Origin of the sequence: Candidatus Planktophila sp. (assembly GCA_030681675.1) — a bacterium.
Taxonomy (GTDB): domain Bacteria; phylum Actinomycetota; class Actinomycetes; order Nanopelagicales; family Nanopelagicaceae; genus Planktophila.
In genome coordinates this window covers 24,496-46,380 of the sequence record JAUXRP010000007.1, presented here as the reverse complement: position 1 = coordinate 46,380, position 21,885 = coordinate 24,496, and the positions used below count along the sequence as shown (strand labels likewise).

Genomic DNA, 21,885 nt, shown 5'->3' with positions numbered 1-21,885 from the left:
TCCGCTAAGGTTATGCATATGAAGAGTGCAATTAAATACTCCACCGAAGTTTCAGATGCAATCGCAGCTGGAAATCCTTTAGTTGCCCTCGAATCTACGATTATTTCTCATGGTTTGCCACGTCCGAGCAATTTATCTGTCGCTATCGAATGTGAAGAGATTATCCGTGCACATGGCGCAGTACCAGCAACTATCGCCCTTCTAGATGGTGTTGTGCATGTTGGACTCGAAAACTTCGAATTAGAGGCAATTGCCAATCGTGAAGATATTTCCAAAGCTTCAATACGCGATTTAGCGATCATTATTGCCCAGGGAAAAAGTGCGGCAACAACTGTTGCTGCCACAGCTCACATCGCTGCAATCGCAGGCATCAAGATCTTTGCCACGGGCGGTCTTGGCGGCGTGCACCGTGGAGCAAATGAGTCCTTCGATGAATCAGCAGATCTAACAGCCTTGTCTCAACTAGATATGACCGTGGTATGCGCCGGTGTAAAGTCAATTCTTGATGTTCATGCAACACTTGAGCGCCTTGAAACCCTTGCAATAGGCCTTGTTGGCTTTAAGACCAATAGCTTTCCAGGTTTCTACTTAACTGATTCGGGTTTTGATATAGAGCACCGAGTTGATAGCCCCGATGAAATTGCTGCAATTATTAAAGCTCGTACTTCAATATCGACTCAATTCAAATCATTAATAGTTGCAAATCCAGTTAAGAAAGAGATGGCAAAGGCACGCCATGATCAAATTCTTGCTGCAGGTTTAGCCAAAGCGGCCTATGACGGAGTTGATGGAAAAGCAGTGACTCCATTTCTCTTAGAGCATTTTCATATTGCATCCCATGGTGAATCTCTCTCCATTAATACAGAAATTATAAAATCTAACTGTGCCTTAGCTGCTGACATTGCGGTCGCTCTGCAATGAAGAAAATCCTATGTATCGGTGACCTTGCTCTAGATGTTATCGCCCTGCTCAAAGAGAGTATTAACTACGGCAATGACACTGCAAGTCGAATCTCAACACACCCAGGTGGACAGGCAGCTAATGTCTCAACATGGATCACGCGGACAAATACCAAAGCCCAACTCGTTGCACGGGTAGGAAATGATCCAGTCGGTTTTGCTTTAATCTCAGATTTAGATAAATACGGTGTGGAGCATTTGAATTTAATGCGCTCCGGACGGCCAACCGGTGTCGTTGTTATCTTGGTCGATGCCAATGGTGAGCGAACTATGTTTCCGGATAACGGCGCTAATGCCGACCTAGAAGTTAGCGACCTGCCACTTCTGGAAGATGTCGATGGTGTATACATAAGCGGTTATGCCTTACTTGATTTTCGCAGCCGCGATGCCGTTTTGGCAATGATAAAAAAAATTAAAGCCGCCGCAATTCCTATATTTTTCGATCCAACTACAACTGGTGCGATGAAGATTGTGCCCCTTGAAGAGGTCTTATCGTGGGTAGGTCTCATGGATGGCATCCTGCTCAACGCCGAGGAGGCGCTTTATCTGGGTGATGCCACAACCATTGAAGAGGCAGAAGAGAATTTGAAGAAGTTCACACCTTTAGTCGTTATTAAACTCGGCTCACGCGGTGCAATGGCCATCTATAACGACCAATCGGCAAGAGTCGCGGCGGTCACAACTAATGTCGTCGATACAACTGGAGCTGGAGATTCATTTGCCGCAGGCTTTATTCCCATGTGGCTTGAAACACGTGACCTTGAGACCGCCCTATCGGCCGGAACAGCGTTAGCTGCAAAGTGTGTTGCAACTGTTGGGGCGCGCCCTCCCCTGAATTAACCCATGTAGTTGGCACAATCTCCCCCATGGCAAAGACACCGATGAAAAGCAAGGTTAAAAAAGTAATTGGCCCAAGACCAGGAGAGTATCCGGGCAAGATCGTCGATATCGATGTCTCCAAAGAAATCTCTGAGTCATTTCTTGAGTATGCCTACTCTGTAATTTACTCTCGAGCTTTACCCGATGCGCGTGATGGTTTAAAGCCGGTACACCGCCGCATCCTTCATCAGATGGCCGATATGGGGCTGCGACCAGAGCGCGGACATGTAAAAAGCGCCCGCGTTGTCGGTGAAGTAATGGGTAAGTTGCACCCGCATGGAGATGGCGCAATCTATGACGCCTTAGTACGTATGGCGCAGTCTTTTTCAATGCGTCTTCCACTCATTGACGGCCACGGAAACTTTGGCTCACTCGATGCAGGTCCTGCAGCGATGCGTTATACCGAAGCCCGCCTAGCTCTTGCTGCAATGGCCATGGTCGCTGAGGCCGATGAAAATACTGTTGATTTTGGCCCTAACTATGATGGACAACTATCTGAGCCGTTAGTTCTACCGGCTGCATATCCCAACCTGCTCGTAAATGGCGGTTCAGGAATCGCTGTGGGTATGGCAACTAATATGGCGCCACATAACTTAGGAGAAGTAATCGCGGCCACTAAGTTCTTGATTGAAAATCCAACAGCTACAGTTAAGCAGTTAATGAAATATATTCCCGGTCCAGATTTTCCTACTGGTGGCGAACTAGTTGGTCTTGACGGCGTCCGTGAGGCTTATGCCACCGGTAAAGGTTCATTTAAAGTGCGTGCAAGTGTTGAGATTGAGAAAGTTACGTCACGGAAAATGGGTCTTGTTATCAAAGAGCTTCCATTTACTATCGGACCTGAAAAAGTCGTGGAGAGAATTGCAGCCCTTGTAAAGTCCAAAAAAATTCAGGGCATTAGCGACATCATCGATTTAACCGATGGACAGACCGGCACTAACGTTGTGATTGAAATCAAAAATGGTTTTGAGCCCGAGAAAGTTCTTGAACAACTATATTCATTAACACCTATGGAAGATGCCTTCTCGATAAATGCAGTTGCATTAGTTAAAGGTCGCCCGCAGGTTCTTGGATTAAAAGAGCTCCTCCGAGTATTCATTGATCACCGAATAGAAGTAGTGCGTCGACGAAGTGAGTACCGCAAAGCTAAGGCTCAGGCACGTTTGACTCTAGTCGACGGACTCTTAAAGGCGATTATCGATATCGATAAAGTTATAAAGATAATCCGCGCTAGTGATGATGCTGCAACTGCCAAAGAAAAGCTCATGAAGGATTTCTCCTTAAATGATGAGCAAACAACGTATATCTTAGATATGCCACTTCGCCGTCTGACCAAGATGAGCACATTAGAACTTGAGAGCGAACAGAAAGAACTAAAATCGATAATCACTGAGTTAACAAAACTACTCAAGAGCGATGATGCGATCAAAGCCCAAGTGTCTGAGGAGTTAACTGCCGTATCTAAGTCATTTGCTACGCCTCGAAAGACGAGAATTGGCGCTGCATAAACTCGGCTAGAATACGGTGTGATTTCTACTCAAGCCCTCGAACTACGTGCAGGTGCCCGCCTGCTGGTTAAGGGTGTCACCGTGCGTATAAATAGCGGCGACCGTATCGGCTTTGTGGGTCGAAATGGTGCGGGTAAATCAACGCTTGCAAAAGTGCTGGCCGGAGAGACAATGCCTGCAGGTGGGGCGGTAAATCGGACAGGGAAAATCGGATATCTGCCACAAGATCCTCGTACAGGCGATGAACCTGGTTCGGTAATCGAGCGCATCTTGTCGGCCCGTAATTTAGATCAGATTTCACATCGCATGCGTCAAGTAGAAGAGGAGATGTCTACTACCGAGGGCGAAGCCCTTGAAAAGGCTATGGATAGATACACCCGTGTTGAACATGAATTCAGTGCAGCAGGTGGATATGCCGCAACTGCCGAAGCTGAAGCGATAGCAACATCGTTAGGTGTGACCGAAGCGGTCTTTGGCCATGAGCTCTCAACATTATCTGGTGGTCAACGTCGCCGAATTGAGCTGGCCCGAATTCTCTTTAGTGGCGCTGAAACGCTACTTCTGGATGAGCCAACTAACCATTTAGATGCTGAATCAGTTGTCTGGCTGCGTGATTTTTTATCTAAATACTCTGGTGGACTTGTGATTATTTCTCACGATACTAACTTGATTGAGACGGTTGTTAATAAAGTCTTTTACTTAGACGCTAACCGTAACGTCATAGATGTATACAACTTAGGTTGGAAAGCTTATTTATTACAACGCGAACAAGATGAACATCGCCGCAAGAAAGAACGCGCTAACGCCGAAAAGCGCGCCGAGATTTTGCAGAAGCAAGGCGAAAAGATGCGCGCTAAAGCTAGCAAGGCAACGGCGGCCCAAGGCATGTTACGTCGTGCTGAAAAACTTAGATCCAGTCTTGAAGATGTTCGCGTAAGCGACAAAGTTGCTCGCCTGCGCTTTCCAACCCCCGCCCCATGTGGCAAAACTCCTTTATCTGGTGAAGAGCTTTCAAAATCTTATGGCTCGCTGGAAATCTTCACTGACGTCTCATGTGTCATCGACAAAGGATCACGCGTTGTCATCCTTGGTCTTAACGGCGCCGGTAAAACTACGCTTCTTAGAATTTTAGCTGGAGAACTTGAATCTGACACAGGCACCGTCGAGCATGGTCATGGATTAAAGATTGGTTACTATGCCCAGGAGCACGAGTCACTAGACTTCGAACGTACAGTGCTTGAAAACATGATGTCTGCAACGCCAGATCTGCGCGAACCAGAGGCGCGAAATACTCTTGGTTCATTCTTATTTATCGGTGATGATGTTCATAAGCCCGTTAAAGTCTTATCGGGTGGCGAGCGAACACGTTTAGCCCTTGCAGTACTTGTTGTTTCAGCGGCAAATGTACTGCTCCTTGATGAGCCAACAAATAACTTAGATCCTGCATCGCGTGCTGAAATTCTAGGTGCACTGAGTGAGTATCAAGGCGCAGTTATTTTGGTGAGCCACGATGAAGGTGCAGTTCAATCATTAAAACCTGAGCGCGTTATCTTGCTGCCAGATGGTGATGAAGATCTGTGGAAAGAGGAGTATTTCGACTTAGTCTCTATCGATTAATTAAGCCCCGTACATAGAAAATCCTGTGTGGACAAAGGCAAGAAACCTAGGAGCTCATCACCAAGCAAAATGGATGGCCCTCGGGGTCGAGATAGACGCGAAAACTCTCTCCTGGTTGGTACTCCGCTTTACTTGCGCCAAGTGCGATTACTCGCCTCTCGCCTTCATCTAAATCAGGAACCTCGAAATCTAGATGCATTTGCTGAGGCACTTCCCCCGTTGGCCAGGTTGGTCGTCGGTAATTATCGATCTTTTGAAATCCCATCATGCGCTTTCCATTATGAAATAAATCTACCCACTCAACTTCTGGCCTAACATCTTTTAAAAGTTGAGCAGAGTAGCCAGTAAGGGCGGCATAAAACTGAGCTAACGCGATAGGTTTTTCGCAATCGATCGCTGGGTAATGATGACTGGCCACTGGTGTCATTTTTGCAACAGAGTATTTTTTCTCATTCCGGTAAATGAGCCAGTGATACCACGATATACCTGCAGTCGTAATTAGTAGAGAAACAGCAGTTCTAGATTTTCTAATCGTTTCAGAACCTAAATTCGATTGAAACACAGCTTCGAAGAAGATTGCGACGCCGATTAATAACATCACAACGGCGACTACGCCACTAACACCAAAGAGGAGGAAGAGGTAGAAGCGGCGTGTTGGCGAAGCATACTCATCGCTTGGATGAGCAACTAACTGCCCCTCGATTTTGTTCCAATAAATCCACCAAATAGGCGCGCCCACAATAATGAGAGTGAGGGCACCAATCAATGTATTAATTGAGCCAGCTCCATAAATTACAGACTTGGCTGAAAATTTCTCCAAAACTGAAATTAAAATCATAGAAATACCGGCGGCCGCTGCAATGAGGCTGACTCCAGCCATGAGGTATTGGTAGATACGCCGAACTTCATCACTTTCACCGGATTTTTTACTTTCCAAAACCTCCTTGTGGTACCACCAAAGAACCAACCCAACGGCAAATGCTGCAACTGTGCCGGGTAGATCGTTAAAGAAGGAGGAAGCTGATTCATTTTTTGTATCACCAATAAACCAAATTAAACTCTGGTAGAGAGTAAAGCTTGCTGAAACGATCATCATTACTATTCCGCCACCGGTTCCAGCAAGCAGTACATAGGCATACCAGAGCGTATTTCGCTCCGATTTAATGGTAATTCTTAGCCAATATAGATACCAGACGGTTGCGCCAATCAAAAAGGTAATAAATCCTTCCATGAGCGGATGCGAAGATTCAAATAACAAAAAGGTTTTTTCACTTCCAAATATGAGATTAATAAGATTCTGAAGCGTCTCAATCGCACCGGTTACAACAGTTACTAAACCAATGACTGAACCGATTATCAAAGTATTAGTGAGATCAGGACCAAAAATGAGATGGGTATGCAGTCGATAATGCAAAAACCAAACTGGCATCCACACAATGAATCGTGCAACAGAGCCGGAGTTGAAGTTTTCAGCGGCAACTAGCCAAGTGAGAACTGCATTTGCAGCGATCATAGTCACAATTAAACTCACTATTGAAATCGCAACAAAATATATATTCCAGCCAAAAGTCTTAATCTCTAATTTATTTTCAGCAACACTCTTTCGAACCCATCTCGCCACAAGGAAGAGGAGCGGGAGGCCAACTAATGAAAATGAAGTATCTCTTGCAAGGGCGCTTTGGCTAGAAACGATTTCGTTGCTAAATCCAATAATTCGACTAATGATTCCAGATACGCCGGTCGCTGAAATCACAACTAAGGCAAATAGAAGGCCAAATTGGAAGAAGCGACGGACTTGGTCTCCCCTATTTGTCGCAACACCGTCATTGGAAAATACACGTTTAACTGCTAGAAAAATTAAGACAAAGACAAAGAGGTAACCAAAGATTCCGAAAATCCTCATTTGGGTGGTCCGCAGTCGTAAAGTGGCCAAGGTATTCCCGTAAGCAACCATTTCGAGGAAATCTTTTCTAATCTCATAGTTTGTGGATTTGAATAACTCGGATCAAAGGGCATTGAAGAGGCATACTCCACATCTATTTTTACAGTTGCACTCGTACCTGAAATCACGCTACTAATGAGATTCACTCTGTAGGAATCATGAATATATGCGCGATCTAAGTCTGCGGATTCACAGGAGTTATTGGGATCGAGAAAAGTTAAGGCAAGATCGTTATCGCCCTTGATGATTGCATCTAAATAGAGCTGCACCGTTGCCTCAGGACTTCCCTCGGTGAAGTTCTTCTCTGGATTGCTGGAAATCGCAAGGGATATAGTGGCTAATAACGCCAAAATTAATCCTGCAACAAGTAAAACGCTATTGGGTGATTTTGAGAGTTTCCTCATGGATTGATCGTATAACATCCCTGCTTTAAGGCTCTGTATTAAGCGTCGATGTGGTCGCGATCGATTTCAGCGTTAGCGATGAACTCTTTACGCGGGGCCACATCGCTGCCCATCAAGAGTTCGAACATCGCCTCAGCGGCAGTTGCATCGGAGACTGTAATGCGGCGCAACGTGCGGGCATCGGGATCCATAGTAGTTTCGCGCAGCTGGTCGGCATCCATTTCGCCCAGACCTTTGTAGCGCTGAATCGGCTCTTTCCACTTCTTACCGTTCTTCTTTAATTCTGAAGTGATTTTCTTCATCTCATCATCGCTATATGTATAAATATATTGGCCCTTTTTGCCTCCCCCACCTAGAACCTCAATTCGGTGAAGTGGTGGGATAGCGGCAAATACCCGGCCGGAATCAATAAGTGGGCGCATATAGCGATACATCAAGGTTAAGAGTAAACAACGAATATGCGCACCATCAACATCGGCATCGGACATCAAAATTATTCGACCATATCGCGCTTCATCGAGTTCAAAGGATTTTCCAGAGCCCGCACCAATTACTTGAATTATCGAACCGCACTCTTTATCTTCGAGCATCTGCGATAGTGATGCTTTCTGCACATTAAGAATCTTTCCGCGAATCGGCAAGATTGCCTGGAACTCACTATTGCGTGCCGCCTTTGTTGTACCAAGTGCTGAATCACCTTCGACGATAAATAGTTCAGTACGAGTTACATCCTCTGAGCGACAGTCGGATAGTTTCGTGGGCAGCGATGATGACTCCAATGCATTCTTGCGACGTTGTAAATCCTTATGGGCACGTGCAGAAATTCGTGTTCGCGATGCTGCAGCGATCTTCTCTAGCACTAAGCGACCGTTAGCTTTATCGATTCGCTTAGTGGTATTGAAATACTCCTTCATCTTGTCCGCGACGACGGCGGCAACGATTCGAGTTGCAGCAGCGGTGCCAAGAACCTCTTTGGTCTGACCTTCAAACTGTGGCTCAGACATTCGCACTGTCACGACGGCGGTCATTCCCTCAAGAATGTCATCTTTAATGACATCGGCCTCTTTGTTTGCGAGAGTTTTAGTCGATCGAAGCGCTTCGTTAATAACTTTAACCAATGAGCGTTCAAAGCCAAGCAAGTGTGTTCCGCCTTTTGGAGTCGCAATAATATTTACGAATGAGCGTTGAGTTGTTTCAAAGCCATTACCCCACTTCATCGCAATATCTACTTCCATATCGCGCTCAACTTCGGTTGAAACCATATGGCCTTTATCATCTAATACCGGGACCGTCTCTTGATAGTGTCCACTACCATAAATTCGAATGACGTCACCAATGGGCTCATCGGGCTGTAAAAAATTGCAGTATTCGGTAATACCGCTTTTATGAAAAAAAACTTCACTCGTCTTAGTTTTACTGCGATTATCATTGACGATAAGGGTCAAACCAGGCACCAAATATGAGGTTTGGCGAGCTCGGTCATATATTTCTGAAAGCTCTAATTCAGCTTCTTTTAGGAAGATCTGTTTATCTGACCACCATTTAATTCGCGTGCCCGTGACTTTGCTAGAAATCTTTCCAATGATGCGCAAACCTGACTTAGCTTCAAATGGAGCCTTCGGTCCATCACCATCAAATATTCCGGCAATTCCGCGTTGAAAAGACATCCAATAAATCTTTCCATCGCGGTCGACTTCAGCATCGAGTCGAGATGCAAGGGCGTTAACAACCGATGCACCAACTCCATGAAGGCCGCCCGATGCGGCATAAGAGCCGCCACCAAATTTTCCACCGGCATGTAGTTTTGTTAAGACCACTTCAACTCCTGTTAATCCAGTCTTTGGCTCTTTATCAACTGGAATTCCGCGACCATCATCATGGACTTCAACCGAACCATCGGATTCAAGGTTAATTTCAATTTTCTTGCAATGTCCGGCAAGAGATTCATCGACTGAGTTGTCGATAATCTCCCATAAGCAGTGCATAAGTCCACGTGAATCAGTGGAGCCGATATACATTCCAGGTCGTTTTCGAACGGCATCAAGTCCTTCGAGGACTGCTAAATCCTTTGCGGTATAGCTATCCTGCACAGTGTTTGAGGTTGGTACAACTTTTTCAGCCACGGGGCGAAAGGTTATCGCGCGAGGCGATTAATCACTGACAAACGCGCCGAATGTGTCAGCCGTTACTGATATTTTCCAACTTCTCCGGGTATTCTGAGCAAATAACGTGGATATTAAGGTGCGGAAAATACCTATACGTGGTTTGATATTCCATAGAGAGAACCACCAACGAGAACGGAGAGAGATATGTCAGATCAAGTGATGCTCGAATCAGTACCTCTTAACGCCCTTGACCGCTGTGATCGCTGCGGAGCCCAGGCATATGTACGTGCCGTACTTCTCACTGGTGGAGAGCTCATGTTTTGCGCTCATCATGGCAAGGAATACGCTGAAAAACTCAAGAGCGTAGCAGCCACGATTATTGATGAAAGCGAAAAGCTCGTCCAAACCTCGGCTTTTTAACTATCAGGTTGTGTGATGGCTTTATGACTGCCATCACACCAAGGCTTATCTTTACTTAAAGAACAGCCACAAAATTTCACGTTCTCTTTCGTTTCAAGGATGTTGCCTTGTGCATCTACAAAATCAACTGCGCCGAGGATCTTTATCGATCCACTGACGGGGTTAATGTAGATAGTTGGATTAGCCATTTTAATCTAAGTAATCGCGCAGCACTTGGCTGCGTGATGGGTGACGAAGTTTCGACATTGTCTTAGATTCAATCTGACGTATACGTTCGCGAGTGACGCCATATACCTTTCCAATCTCATCCAAAGTCTTTGGCTGACCATCGGTTAGACCAAAGCGCATTGCAACAACACCGGCCTCACGCTCAGATAGAGTATCTAGAACAGAGTGCAACTGCTCTTGAAGCAGAGTAAATGAGACCGCATCAGCAGGAACAACAGCTTCAGAGTCTTCAATGAGATCGCCGAACTCGCTATCGCCTTCTTCACCAAGTGGAGTGTGAAGTGAGATCGGTTCGCGGCCGTACTTTTGGACTTCAACGACTTTCTCAGGGGTCATATCGAGCTCTTTTGCGAGTTCTTCTGGAGTCGGTTCGCGACCTAAATCCTGCAACATCTGGCGCTGCACACGTGCCAACTTATTAATAACTTCAACCATGTGTACCGGGATACGGATTGTGCGGGCCTGATCGGCCATCGCACGTGTAATCGCCTGGCGAATCCACCACGTTGCATACGTTGAAAACTTATAACCCTTTGTGTAGTCGAATTTTTCTACAGCACGGATTAAGCCTAAGTTTCCCTCTTGAATCAGATCAAGGAAGAGCATTCCTCGACCTGTGTAGCGCTTAGCAAGGGAAACAACCAATCGAAGGTTTGCCTCTAGTAAGTGGTTCTTAGCGCGCTTGCCATCTTCTACCAACCATTCGAGCTCGCGCTTTAATTTCTTGTCCAACTTCTTTTCATTTTTTAACTTTGATTCGGCGAATAGGCCGACTTCAACACGAGTTGCCAACTCAACTTCGAGCTCGGCGTTTAGAAGTGCCACGCGACCAATTTGCTTTAAGTAATCCTTGACTGGGTCGGCAGTTGCACCGGCGGTCATTACCGTTTGCTCAGGTGGAAGATACTTAATTTCTCGCTGCACGGCCTTCATCTTTTCGATGAAATAATTAAGTAGATCCTCAAGATTCTTGAGCGAACCGATAGTTACTGCTTCTGCTACAGTCTTTGCAGATCTTTCAGTAAAAGTCTTCATTTCAAACTGCTGTTGAATCTGCTTGTACGTCAAAGCCCTTGATTCTGCTTCGCTAATACCATAACGTGTGGGGGCGCTGACTGAATTGTTTTTTGAATTAATCGCTTCAATAACAATATTGATGTTTCTTAAATCTTTCTTTAACTTCTCACGCTCATTCTTATCTTCTTCTTCATCATCAGCCTCTGAATCAGCTAATGTAAATGAACCTTTCGCCTTACTAGATTCATCAGAAAGCGTTACTACACGGACTTTATCTTCAGTCTCAAGATCAACAACATCGACTGCATCGGCGATAAGCTTTTCATCATCCTCGAGTTCAACTTCTTCAAGTTCAACTTCTTCGCCGTCAATCGTAACAATTGCTATTTTTGGAAGTACGATTTTTTCTGGTGTAATTTTTTCAACTACGGGCTTCGGTTCGATCAATGCATAATCAGATTTTTTTAGAATACGAGAGGGTGAGCCAAGTCCAGATTTTCGGAGCTTTTCAATCATTACTGGAAGTGAAACGGCTAAGGCTCGAGCTTCATCTACTAATTCTTTATCAATCTTTTTAGGAATACGGTTGATAGATGTGATGCCGCGCATTTCGAGTTCGGCCAGAATTTCATTGTGCCGAATTACTGCATTTTTCGCATCGACAATCGCTTGAACATCTTTGATATTTAAATCCTTTTTCAACTCTATCTTTACAGGCTTAACTATTTTTTTAACTGGAGCTGCTTTCTTCGCTCCGGTCTTTTTTATAGGGGGTTTTTTCGCCACTACTTTTTTAACTGGTGCTTTTTTTGCCACCACTTTTTTTACCGGTGCAGTTTTTTTCGCCACTACTTTTTTAACGGGTGCTTTTTTTGCTACCGGTTTCTTGCCTGCCTTGTTTTTGAGCGCACTAGATACAGCCACATTCGTCCTTTGGTTTTATCAGCTATGCGCTGAAGCGATGTCTATATTATAATTTATCCACAGGGTAAAATGCACATCGAATTCACCTTTTTAACGCGATTAAGAGAGCGCGAGCGCCTCTTTGATCACATTTCCGACCAATTCCACCTCAACGAGGAAGCCGTCATGGCCAAAAGGCGATGAAATCGTTACCAAGGATTGAGCAAGGGGCGCTAAATCCGCAATCTCTGCTTGAAGTCGCACTGGAAAGAGACGATCTGTATCAATCGCGACGGCGATTACAGGAATCTGAATGCCCGCCAGGGCTGCGGCAACTCCCCCGCGTCCACGCCCAATATCATGGCTGTTCATCGCCTCAGTTAGGACAATATAGGTATTGGCATCAAAGCGATGAGATAGTTTTTCGGCTTGGTGATCTAAATATGACTCAACGGCAAAGCGGCCAGTGTCATCGCCTTGAAGCTCACGGCCAAAACGCACATCCATTTCAGCCTCAGTTCTATAGGTCAGATGGGCAATTCGCCTAGCGATGCCCATACCTTCAATAGGACCTGCTGATGTATCGTAATAATCCCCACCACAAAAGTTTGGGTCCGACTTTATTGCGCGGATTTGAATTGAGGAAGTGCCGATTTGATCTCCCGTAGCTACGGCCGACGAGCCGATTGTACAGATTGCACTCACTCGATCTGGATGCGCAACGGCCCACTCCAGGGCACGCATTCCGCCTAGGGATGGTCCCACGGCAAGTCGATATTTATGGATGCCAAGCACATTACTAAATGCAATTTCAGCGTCAACCATGTCTCTTATCGTCACCGATGGAAAGCGTGAACCATAGCGTTGACCATCGGGTGCAATCGAAGATGGTCCAGTTGAGCCTTGGCAGCCACCAATAACATTCGGGCAGACGATAAAATACTTATCGCTATCAAAGGCCAGCCCCGGCCCCACCATCGATGGCCACCAGCTTGGAATATCGGACCAGCCAGTCATTGCATGGTTGACCAAGATGGCGTTGTCACCTCTTTCATTCAACGATCCCCAACTTTGATAAGCGATCGTGATGTTTTCTAAGCGCTCTCCACTTTCAAGAAGTAGGCCGCCGATATTTACGAAGAGGCGATCACCGGGATCATGGCTTTCAAGCCATGCCCCGGTGACCAATCCCCGTGAATCCCTCATTGCTTAGCTGCAGCAAACCCATCGCTTAGATCGGCCTTTATGTCATCGATATCTTCAAGACCCACAGATAAGCGAACTAAACCAGGTGTGACTCCGGCATCTAGTAGCTCCTCGGCCGATAGCTGTGAGTGCGTGGTCGATGCTGGGTGAATCACCAGGGATCTCACATCGCCAATATTTGCAACGTGAGAGTGCAGAGTTAAGGCCTCAACGAACTTCCTTCCCGCTTCAATTCCGCCCTTAATTTCAAAAGAGAGAACTGAGCCAGAGCCCTTAGGTGCGTACTTAGTGGCGAGCGCGTTGTATGGCGAATTCGGTAGCCATGAATAATTTACCTTCTCCACCTGCGGATGTGCCTCGAGCCAGGTTGCAACGGCCTTCGCATTCTCTAAATGTTGTTTCATACGAAGTGTGAGTGTCTCTAAACCTTGGGCGAGTAACCAGGCGTTGAATGGCGACACTGCAGCTCCAATATCGCGAAGCAAAGTCAGGCGGATTTTAAAGATGTAGGCAAGGTTTGCGCCAAAGGCACTACCGACACCGAGAGCCTGGGCATAAACCAGTCCGTGATATGAGGGATCTGGCGTATTAAAGCTCGTGAACTTCTCTGGATACAGCGCGTAATCGAAATTACCTGAATCCACAATCGCTCCCACGACGGCGTTTCCATGTCCGGAGAGGAACTTAGTAGCTGAGTGCACTACAACATCTGCGCCGAATTCGATTGGCCGAATAACATATGGTGTCGCAACTGTATTATCAACAATCAATGGAACATGGCTTTCGTGGGCAACTTTTGCCACGGCTGCGATGTCCAAAATATCGTTGTTAGGGTTTGAAATTGTTTCGCCAAAAAATGCTTTGGTATTAGGACGAACCGCTTTGCGCCACTCCTCTGGATCATTTGGATTATCGACAAAAGTGACTTCAACTCCAAAAGTCGGCAGAGTGTAATGGAATAAGTTATATGTTCCACCGTATAAATACTTTGATGAAACGATGTGATCTCCAGCAGTTGCAACTGCCAAGACTGCAAATGTAGTTGCTGCCGAACCTGATGCTAAAAGCAATGCCGCCACACCACCTTCAAGAGATGCAATGCGTTTTTCAACAACATCCTGCGTTGGATTCATAATGCGTGTGTAGATATTTCCAAGCTCAGCCAAGCCAAATAAATCCGCGGCATGTTTAGTGTCGCGGAACTGATATGCAGTGGTCTGATACAGCGGAAGCGCACGAGCGCCAGTTGTTGGATCTGCAACCTGCCCGGCATGGATCTGACGGGTTTCAAAAGCTGCCTCTTCAAATGTAAACGATGACATTAAATACATTCCTCCCAGTTATGGGACCACTCGAGTACTTATGCCGACGCTGGCTTATTTAAGACGGTTCGAGTGATCCACGCTTATCGATGGCGTTGTTGCTATCGATCTGGTCCTCACCCGGAGCACCCCACCGTGGTGGAGGGTTGCCGTCTAGTAAGCCGGGGCTAAACACTAGAACTCGTGACCTGGGTGGACTCTAACAGAGAGTCGGCGCTAGTCAAAAATGCCGGCCGTGACCTTTGGGTGCAGCTCGCAGCGCATTGCGGCAAAAGCGGCGGCGGGCCAGCCTGAACCAAAGACACGACGCAGTAAAATCGTCAATGAGTATTGAGGTTGGTCAATACTTGCCCGATCTAATGCGCGATAGGCCAGTGCAATATCCCCACTCTCGTATGCCAGTGTTGCAAAAAGGCAGGCAACCGGTGCGACAAATCCATCTGGTGCTATCTGAAGTAAGTACTGCCACATCCCCCAATATGTGTGAAAGCTTGCGGCGTTATGGGATCCAAGTGCAAAATCACGTACTTGAACATCGCTCAAGCGTCCCAAAACTTTAGCAATGTTTTCAGGACTACTTTTTTGTTCAAACTTTTCAAACTCAAGAGCTAAATCGATGACTGCAGTTGCACCATCGCGTTGAGAGTTATTTAAATCGGGTGAATCCTCAATAATGGCGAAACTCTTAACAAGTGCGATGAAATTTACATCATGCGCTTGGTCGATCGATTCAATCGATGGTGCCTCTTTTTCAGTTGTCATGCTCTTCTCATTTCGTGAATCGTGTTGGGGCCGATACAACGGTGACGGTTGCCACCGAGGCGTTTACTACTTTTCCAGTGATTGCTCGAACTGCTCCGTTATGTGTAAAACTGCCATTCCATGTTGTTAGGAGCAGTACTGGATAAGTGCCGGGCTTTGAGTACATATGAGTAATCATCGCTTTTGGAAATGGAGCGCCAGGATTGGTAGTAGCCCACATTGCGCCGTCGCCATAGGACCAGATAAAGCCTGGACGCAGAGTGACATCGACAACTTCACCAATTATCTTCACGCGGCTTTGAAAAACCTGAGGCACATCTACCCAAAAAATCACCGGCACATTTGTCAGAGCTTCGAATTCGGGCTGGAAGGCGATACCGGCCGTTGGAACTAATTTAGTTAAACGATCACTGAGATTGGCTGTTCGCGTAACTCTCTTAGGCGCAGCTGTACGCGCTCTGTGGCTGTGCTTTACGTATGGCCTCGGTGCAGGCGAATATTTGGGCGGAAACCACAATGTTGAAGTAGGAGATGGTTTTGCCTTTGGTGCGCGTTGTGTAACTGTGGCACTACTACCCTTATGGGCTTCGATTATTATCTGGTTATTTTTCGTGTACACATCTACGCAGGCTGAGTCGGTGCAATCGGCAAAAGCTGGAAGCGGCGCGATCAAGAGTGCGGCAAGAAGTGGGATTATTAAAGCTTTCATGCCCGTGACGATAAGTGCGAGCGCCAACCGTTAGCGCCCTCACAATACTAACTGTGGATAGTTATGCCACTCTTACATCATGGCGCATAGAGATGGAGATGGTTGGATCCAATGCCAGTGCGGTAATAAGCACTGGGGTCTAAATGGCGCCGCCGGAATCCTGATTGTGCGTGGTCATCAGATTCTTTTACAACATCGAGCCCCATGGGTACATAATGGTGATACCTGGGGAATCCCAGGTGGTGCGCGCGATAGTCATGAGAGCGTGATCCAGGGTGCGATTCGTGAAGCGATTGAAGAGACCGGGATAGATCCAGCTTTCCTTACTCCCCTCCAGATATATAGTGATGAGCATGGCAACTGGCGCTACGACACCGTAATTGCAAGAGCCACAGTTGACTTGGTTGCACATGAAGTAAATGATGAGTCACACGAAGTACGGTGGGTAGACATTGACAGGGTCGCAGATTTAAATCTTCATCCAAGTTTTGGGAACTCCTGGCCAGCTTTACGCGAAATTCTTAATGAACTTGTCGGCTCTGGCTAAATCATGTTCTGGAATTAGTTCTGAATACCCGCTCAACATTGTGCAGCCATTTGCGAGATAGCGCTATTTCTAAAGGGTTTCGTTAAGCCTGCGCAATGACTCTCGAACAATATCCTTATCGGATGTTCGCCAAAGCGGTGGCATAGAATTCAAAAGTACGCTCCCATATCGCTTTGTGACGATTCTCGAATCTAGAATTGCAACTACGCCTCGATCATTAACAGATCTAATGAGTCGACCTGTGCCCTGTGCCAAAAGCAGCGCCGCTCTTGGCAGAGAAACCTGCATAAAACCACTTCCGCCAGCGGCATCGGCCTGAGATGCACGCGCCGACATAACTGGTTCATCGGGTCGCGGAAAGGGAATCCGGTCAATAGCAACAAGGATGCAACTTCTACCAGGTACATCAACGCCTTGCCACAGTGACATTGTGCCCAGCAAAATCGAAGTTTCGTCTTTTGCAAAGCGTTCAACTAGCGGAGCGACGGCATCTCCTCGCTTTTGAGTAAAGATCTTTATAGGAAGTTCGGCCAAAACTTTGCGCAGATGTGCATCGGCGGCCTCCACCCCACGCCACGATGAAAAAAGTGCGAGAGTTCTGCCACCAGCGGCATCGATTAATTCGCCCAATTCAGTTAATGCTTCAATACTTGGACCCTCTCGACCAGGTTCAGGTAAGTGCTTAGGCATATATAGAACACCTTGATTTGCAAAATCAAAGGGAGAACCAACATCTAACATTTGCACATTTGCTGGATCAACTTCTCCGCTCTTAACATCGCTATTTAAATCATCTCCCACTAAGAAACCAATACTCTTTGCCAGAGAGTTAAATGAGTTACCCACTGTTAATGTCGCTGACGTTGCGATTACCGGAGTTTGAGTGAGTAAGTTTTCTCGCAAGACATCTGATACTGAAAGTGGTGCTAAATGAAGTGTAGAAAAAACCGGCTCGTACCAAAGAACAAAACCGTCACTGAGTTTTAAAAGTGTGGCCGCAGTTGTAGATATTTCGCTTACTGCCCCTTTTACTCGTGCACGTTCGGCCAGAACATCGGTGTCTATAATTTCATCATCGGCTGAAAGGAATTGAGTTATTGCTTGCGCGCTTTCGCGCACTTTACGTATGGGGGCTTCAAGGGATTGGGGAATCTCTTTTAATCGACCTTGTGCAGTAAAATCTCCACGAATTGATTCACCATAATCAACCATAGATTCATGAAAGTCATTAGCGGCTTTGTGAAAACTATCTGAAAGCTTGCCCGGCATGAATTTTCGTGCCATTGCTGATGCGCGTAAGACGCGGGCCGAAGTGAGCTCCTCAGTTACGGCCTGTGTCGCCCGATCCATAAATTCATGGGCCTCGTCTAAAATAACGACATCGCGCTCGGGTAAAATTGGATGAGAATCCACAATTTCGATTGCTAACAGAGTGTGGTTAGTAACAACAACATCGGCGGTTTGCGCCTTAGCTTTAGCGATAGCGGCAAAGCATTGCCGACCAAATGCACAGGTATCTGCACCTACGCATTCGCGCCCAGAGACTGAATTGGCTGCCCACACTCGTCTGTCAACATCAGGTGCATCATCGCGATCCCCGGATACTCCGGGTTTTCGGGCCCATTCGTGCAGGCGTTTGGCATCTTTTTCAAGTGATGAAATACCTAACATAATGTCGCTATCTGGATTGGGCTCTTCGCTATTCATCTTTTGCAGACAGATATAGTTACCGACACCCTTATAAATGGCATAAGTAATTTCACGACCTAGAACCTTTTCAAGGGCTGGAACAACGGCCGGTAGATCACGCTCCACTAACTGACGTTGCAGCGCCAAAGTCGCAGTTGCCACCAAGGTTTTTTTCCCGTGCACAAGGGGTGGAATTAAATAGGCCAGTGATTTTCCTGTGCCAGTGCCGGCTTGAACCATTAAATGGTGGCTATCGCTCAAGGCGTTAGCAACGGCTTCGGCCATTTCAATCTGACCTTCGCGCGGCGCCCCGCCTATGGCGATGATTGCTGCATCGAGTGCCTCACGTACCTTTTCCGACATTGCACTCATTTGGTGGGTTAGAAATTCAGCAGCGCAAGGGCTGCGGCTCCACTGTCGTAACCCTTATCTTCTATGCTCCCAGCACCTCCTGAGCGCGCGATGGCTTGATTTTCATCATTACACATTAATACACCATAGCCAATCGGCTTTGAGAATTTAAGTTGAACATCCATGACACCCTGAGTCAGACCTTGACAGACATAGTCAAAGTGCGGTGTCTGACCCTTGAGAACGAGCCCAACGGCAACGACTGCATCAAAGCCTCTTTCAAATGCTTTTTGTGCCGCAAGTGGAATCTCCATTGAACCGGGAACAAAAAATACTTCTATCGTAGAAACCTCTGCCTCTTCTAATGCGCGCCTAGCGCCTGCAACCAGGTCATTACAAATATCTAAATGCCAAGAGGATGAGATGATCGCAATCTTTGCCTTTGGAGTTTTAACTACTGATAGTGCGGGTCCGGGTCCAGCCATTAATTGCTCCTTACATGTCCGAGGCGCTCTGCCTTCGTAGTTAAATACTTTTTATTAAATTTATTAACTTCAACGGGTAAAGAAATCTGTTCGCAGGCTATACCGCTTTCGAGCACAGCTTTAACTTTAAGTGGATTATTTGTTAGTAGCATGATAGATGTGAGGTTGAGATTTTTAAGTATTGCAACAGCTTCGCTCCAATCACGTGCATCAATTGGGTGGCCGAGCTCTACGTTAGCATCGACTGTATCGAAGCCTTGATTTTGTAGGATGTAGGCTTTAAGTTTTTCACTAAGTCCAATCCCACGGCCTTCATGATCTCGAAGATAGATAATGAATCCATAGCCATGCTCTTGGATTGCAATGATTGAGCGATTTAACTGCTCGCCACAATCACATCGCTTTGAACTCATCACATCTCCTGTAAAGCACTCTGAGTGCACTCTCACGAGAGGAGATGTGCCCTCTGAGCCAAAGCGCATGACAACCTGCTCGCGGTGTTTAAGAGATGGATACGTTGCAAGGCTCCATTCTCCAGATTCAAGTTGGACGTTGACCCACTCAAACTCATACTGCGGAAATGCCGGGTCTTTCTTAGGCAGTGCTAGGGAGTTCTGATACTCCTCAATTTCAGCGATAGAGATGATTGGAATCTCATGTTCATCGGCAAAGCTGGCCAGTGTTTCACCTCGAGCCATTGAGCCATCTGGGGCAACAATCTCTGCGAGTAAGGCGGCAGGGTAGGCGCCAGCTAACTCTGCCAGTGCAATACCTGCCTCTGTATGTCCTTGGCGCATACCCAGACCCCGTTTGTGTGCAATTAGTGGGTAGATATGGCCTGGTCGGATGAGATCTAAATGGCGAGTTGTATCACTACCAAGGGCTCGAATAGTCGCGCTGCGATCGGCAGCGCTCACACCGGTCGTAATGCCAGAGGCCGAATCTACCGAGACGGTAAATGCTGTCTTTCGCAGATCTTGATTCTGCTCGACCATATAGGGAAGGCGCAACCGGTATGCCTGTTCCTCTGTAATTGCAACACATAAAATTCCCGTTGTATGACGGACCATAAATGCTGTCTTTTCTGGGGTTGCATGTTCGGCCAACATTATCAAGTCGCCCTCATTTTCGCGATTGTGATCATCGACTACAATGAGCATTGCACCATTTTTAAATTCTTTCAGTGCCTTGAGAAATTTACTCTGCACGGGTTAGCCCCTTTGCGATCATTCGCTCTACATACTTTGCCAAAATATCAACCTCTATATTTATTAAATCACCTAACTGCCTCGATGAGAGATTTGTCTTTGCTAGCGTCTCAGGGATAAGCCAAACCGTAATTGTGCAGCTCGCATCATCTATAGAGCCCACAGTTAATGAAACGCCATCGAGTGCAATAGAGCCTTGGGCTACGACATAGCGAAGGAGATGCTCTGGAACTGTGAGAGAGAACTCTGACCATTTCTCTCCAGGTTTAATTGAGCTAACGCTGCCAACTCCATCGACATGGCCCTGGACAATATGCCCGCCCATCCGCGCATTGAGTTGTGCGGCTAATTCGAGATTTACGGGGCTACCTACAGTTAGTGCAGAAAGAGAGGTAAGTGAGAGAGTTTGGACCATAACATCGGCGGTAAATGTATTGCCAGATACCGATGTCGCGGTCAGGCACACACCGTTGACGGCAATTGAATCGCCCAGTGCGATCTCAGAGATTATTTGGGGGGCATTGATAGTAAAGAACGCTGAACTTTCACCTCTTTCAATTGCGGTAATTGTTCCGAGCTTGGCAATAAGTCCTGTAAACATCACTCACCATTTCTTATGCGATAAACAGATTTAACATCGCCATCTAGTACATCAGTGCTGATGTGATCAAGGCGTATCTGATTTGTGATTGTCGATGGATAATCAAAGTTAAAGAACTGCTTTCCTGAGCCCAATAAAGATGCTGCCTGATAGATGATTAATTCATCTAGCAATCCGGCATTAAGCAGTGCGCTGCCAAGAGTTGGGCCAGCCTCAACTAAGACATGATTGAGCTCCTTATCATTGAGCTGTGCAACCAGGAGCTCTAAATCCTTGGTTTGAATTAGCATCGTTGGAGCGGCATTATCAAAGATTTGAGAACTTGTTGGCACACTCTTCTCACCACAAATAACTCGAATTGGGTTGTGTGTAAAACCTGCATTATTTACTTGAGGAATTAAGTGTGGATTATCTGCAATAACCGTGTTGGTGCCGACCAAAATCGCATCGGCCCCCCGACGCAACATCTGAACATCTGAGCGCGATTTCTTATTCGTAATCCACTTGGATGTTCCATCTGTTGCTGCAACCTTGGCATCGAGTGTTGTTGCTACTTTCCAGGTAAAAAATGGCCGATTCTTTTTAATCTTCATCAGCCATGCGCGATTTGACCATGAAGCCTCCCGGCACAAAACATCGCCAACAACGGTAATTCCAGCTGCTCGCAATGCATCTGCTCCACCAGCAGCAATGGCGTGTGGATCATTTGCGGCAAAGACAACTGTTGTAATTCCCGCATCGATAATGGCTTGCGTGCACGGACCAGTACTGCCCGTGTGATTACATGGCTCTAACGTCACAACAAGGGTTGCACCGTTAGCCCGCTCCCCAGCAGCTTTAATTGCAACAACCTCTGCATGATCACGTGCCTGCATACGATCATGAAAACCTTCAGCGACAATCACGCCCGATTCATCAATTACTATCGCACCAACTATTGGATTAGGAGCAGTCTTTCCCAAACCTTTTTCGGCAAGGGCAATAGCACGGCGCATTAGCGGTATGTAATCCATCTCTACCCCC

The 21,885-nt window shown here is 46.5% G+C and carries 20 protein-coding genes and 1 riboswitch; of the genes, 6 read left to right on the top strand and 14 right to left on the bottom strand.

All coding sequences use genetic code 11. From position 1 onward, the window contains the following. Nucleotides 1–18: 18 nt before the first annotated feature. From Q8K48_02390 to Q8K48_02375, 4 genes are read left to right on the top strand one after another with little or no spacing between them, the layout of a single operon-like run. Nucleotides 19–921, top strand: a complete 903-nt coding sequence (locus Q8K48_02390; GenBank protein ID MDP1851249.1) for a pseudouridine-5'-phosphate glycosidase — start codon at nucleotides 19–21, stop codon at nucleotides 919–921. After that, complete coding sequence (locus tag Q8K48_02385; GenBank protein ID MDP1851248.1) at nucleotides 918–1,799, top strand: carbohydrate kinase family protein; 882 nt, start codon at nucleotides 918–920, stop codon at nucleotides 1,797–1,799. The genes Q8K48_02390 and Q8K48_02385 overlap by 4 nt, the downstream gene beginning before the upstream one ends. A gap of 26 nt (nucleotides 1,800–1,825) precedes the next feature. Then, nucleotides 1,826–3,346: a DNA topoisomerase (ATP-hydrolyzing) gene (locus Q8K48_02380; GenBank protein MDP1851247.1), complete on the top strand. Its 1,521-nt coding sequence runs from the start codon at nucleotides 1,826–1,828 to the stop codon at nucleotides 3,344–3,346. 18 nt (nucleotides 3,347–3,364) lie between these two features. After that, on the top strand, nucleotides 3,365–4,963 hold the full coding sequence (locus Q8K48_02375; protein MDP1851246.1) for an ABC-F family ATP-binding cassette domain-containing protein: 1,599 nt from the start codon (nucleotides 3,365–3,367) through the stop codon (nucleotides 4,961–4,963). 46 nt (nucleotides 4,964–5,009) lie between these two features. Here Q8K48_02375 and Q8K48_02370 read toward each other — a convergent pair whose 3' ends face one another. The 3 genes from Q8K48_02370 to Q8K48_02360 are packed head-to-tail and all read right to left on the bottom strand — an operon-like array spanning nucleotide 5,010 to nucleotide 9,432. After that, nucleotides 5,010–6,866 carry a DUF5671 domain-containing protein gene (locus Q8K48_02370; protein MDP1851245.1) on the bottom strand — a complete coding sequence of 619 codons (1,857 nt, stop codon included), beginning with the start codon at nucleotides 6,864–6,866 and terminating at the stop codon, nucleotides 5,010–5,012. After that, nucleotides 6,863–7,309: a hypothetical protein gene (locus tag Q8K48_02365; GenBank protein MDP1851244.1), complete on the bottom strand. Its 447-nt coding sequence runs from the start codon at nucleotides 7,307–7,309 to the stop codon at nucleotides 6,863–6,865. The genes Q8K48_02370 and Q8K48_02365 overlap by 4 nt, the downstream gene beginning before the upstream one ends. Before the next feature lie 38 nt (nucleotides 7,310–7,347). Continuing rightward, complete coding sequence (locus tag Q8K48_02360; GenBank protein ID MDP1851243.1) at nucleotides 7,348–9,432, bottom strand: DNA topoisomerase IV subunit B; 2,085 nt, start codon at nucleotides 9,430–9,432, stop codon at nucleotides 7,348–7,350. 186 nt (nucleotides 9,433–9,618) lie between these two features. On the opposite strand from Q8K48_02360, the gene Q8K48_02355 reads away from it, so the two are divergent. Then, nucleotides 9,619–9,834: a hypothetical protein gene (locus Q8K48_02355; protein MDP1851242.1), complete on the top strand. Its 216-nt coding sequence runs from the start codon at nucleotides 9,619–9,621 to the stop codon at nucleotides 9,832–9,834. Here Q8K48_02355 and Q8K48_02350 read toward each other — a convergent pair. The 6 genes from Q8K48_02350 to Q8K48_02325 form a co-directional block, all read right to left on the bottom strand. Continuing rightward, complete coding sequence (locus Q8K48_02350; protein ID MDP1851241.1) at nucleotides 9,831–10,022, bottom strand: CDGSH iron-sulfur domain-containing protein; 192 nt, start codon at nucleotides 10,020–10,022, stop codon at nucleotides 9,831–9,833. The two genes, Q8K48_02355 and Q8K48_02350, sit on opposite strands and share 4 nt — an antisense overlap. Nucleotide 10,023: 1 nt before the next feature. Continuing rightward, complete coding sequence (locus Q8K48_02345; GenBank protein ID MDP1851240.1) at nucleotides 10,024–12,003, bottom strand: RNA polymerase sigma factor; 1,980 nt, start codon at nucleotides 12,001–12,003, stop codon at nucleotides 10,024–10,026. 99 nt (nucleotides 12,004–12,102) lie between these two features. Beyond that, nucleotides 12,103–13,188, bottom strand: a complete 1,086-nt coding sequence (locus tag Q8K48_02340; protein MDP1851239.1) for a homoserine O-acetyltransferase — start codon at nucleotides 13,186–13,188, stop codon at nucleotides 12,103–12,105. Continuing rightward, complete coding sequence (locus Q8K48_02335) at nucleotides 13,185–14,510, bottom strand: bifunctional o-acetylhomoserine/o-acetylserine sulfhydrylase (GenBank protein ID MDP1851238.1); 1,326 nt, start codon at nucleotides 14,508–14,510, stop codon at nucleotides 13,185–13,187. Before Q8K48_02335 ends, Q8K48_02340 begins: the two co-directional genes overlap by 4 nt. Nucleotides 14,511–14,584: 74 nt before the next feature. Then, a riboswitch (SAM riboswitch) is annotated at nucleotides 14,585–14,699 on the bottom strand. Between the two features lie 27 nt (nucleotides 14,700–14,726). Continuing rightward, nucleotides 14,727–15,272: a DUF4192 family protein gene (locus tag Q8K48_02330; GenBank protein MDP1851237.1), complete on the bottom strand. Its 546-nt coding sequence runs from the start codon at nucleotides 15,270–15,272 to the stop codon at nucleotides 14,727–14,729. A 7-nt stretch (nucleotides 15,273–15,279) separates the two neighbouring features. Next, a complete protein-coding gene (locus tag Q8K48_02325; GenBank protein ID MDP1851236.1) occupies nucleotides 15,280–15,981 on the bottom strand; it encodes a hypothetical protein in 702 nt (233 codons plus the stop codon). A 79-nt stretch (nucleotides 15,982–16,060) separates the two neighbouring features. Here Q8K48_02325 and Q8K48_02320 point away from each other — a divergent pair, with 79 nt between their 5' ends. Continuing rightward, entirely contained in the window at nucleotides 16,061–16,528 is a 468-nt protein-coding gene (locus Q8K48_02320) for an NUDIX hydrolase (GenBank protein MDP1851235.1), read from the top strand. A 69-nt stretch (nucleotides 16,529–16,597) separates the two neighbouring features. Here Q8K48_02320 and Q8K48_02315 read toward each other — a convergent pair whose 3' ends face one another. Genes Q8K48_02315 through ribD form a run of 5 tightly spaced genes read right to left on the bottom strand, consistent with a single transcriptional unit; the run spans nucleotide 16,598 to nucleotide 21,875 of the window. Next, nucleotides 16,598–18,580, bottom strand: coding sequence for an ATP-dependent DNA helicase (locus Q8K48_02315; protein ID MDP1851234.1), 1,983 nt, complete (start codon nucleotides 18,578–18,580; stop codon nucleotides 16,598–16,600). A gap of 17 nt (nucleotides 18,581–18,597) precedes the next feature. Beyond that, on the bottom strand, nucleotides 18,598–19,053 hold the full coding sequence (gene ribH, locus Q8K48_02310; GenBank protein ID MDP1851233.1) for a 6,7-dimethyl-8-ribityllumazine synthase: 456 nt from the start codon (nucleotides 19,051–19,053) through the stop codon (nucleotides 18,598–18,600). Beyond that, entirely contained in the window at nucleotides 19,053–20,261 is a 1,209-nt protein-coding gene (gene ribB, locus Q8K48_02305) for a 3,4-dihydroxy-2-butanone-4-phosphate synthase (protein MDP1851232.1), read from the bottom strand. Before ribB ends, ribH begins: the two co-directional genes overlap by 1 nt. After that, the gene (locus Q8K48_02300) at nucleotides 20,251–20,862 is read right to left on the bottom strand and encodes a riboflavin synthase (GenBank protein ID MDP1851231.1); all 612 of its coding nucleotides are present in this window, start codon (nucleotides 20,860–20,862) and stop codon (nucleotides 20,251–20,253) included. The genes ribB and Q8K48_02300 overlap by 11 nt, the downstream gene beginning before the upstream one ends. Then, nucleotides 20,862–21,875 (bottom strand): bifunctional diaminohydroxyphosphoribosylaminopyrimidine deaminase/5-amino-6-(5-phosphoribosylamino)uracil reductase RibD, encoded by a 1,014-nt coding sequence (ribD, locus tag Q8K48_02295; GenBank protein MDP1851230.1) that lies wholly within the window; start codon nucleotides 21,873–21,875, stop codon nucleotides 20,862–20,864. The genes Q8K48_02300 and ribD overlap by 1 nt, the downstream gene beginning before the upstream one ends. Nucleotides 21,876–21,885 lie beyond the last annotated feature (10 nt).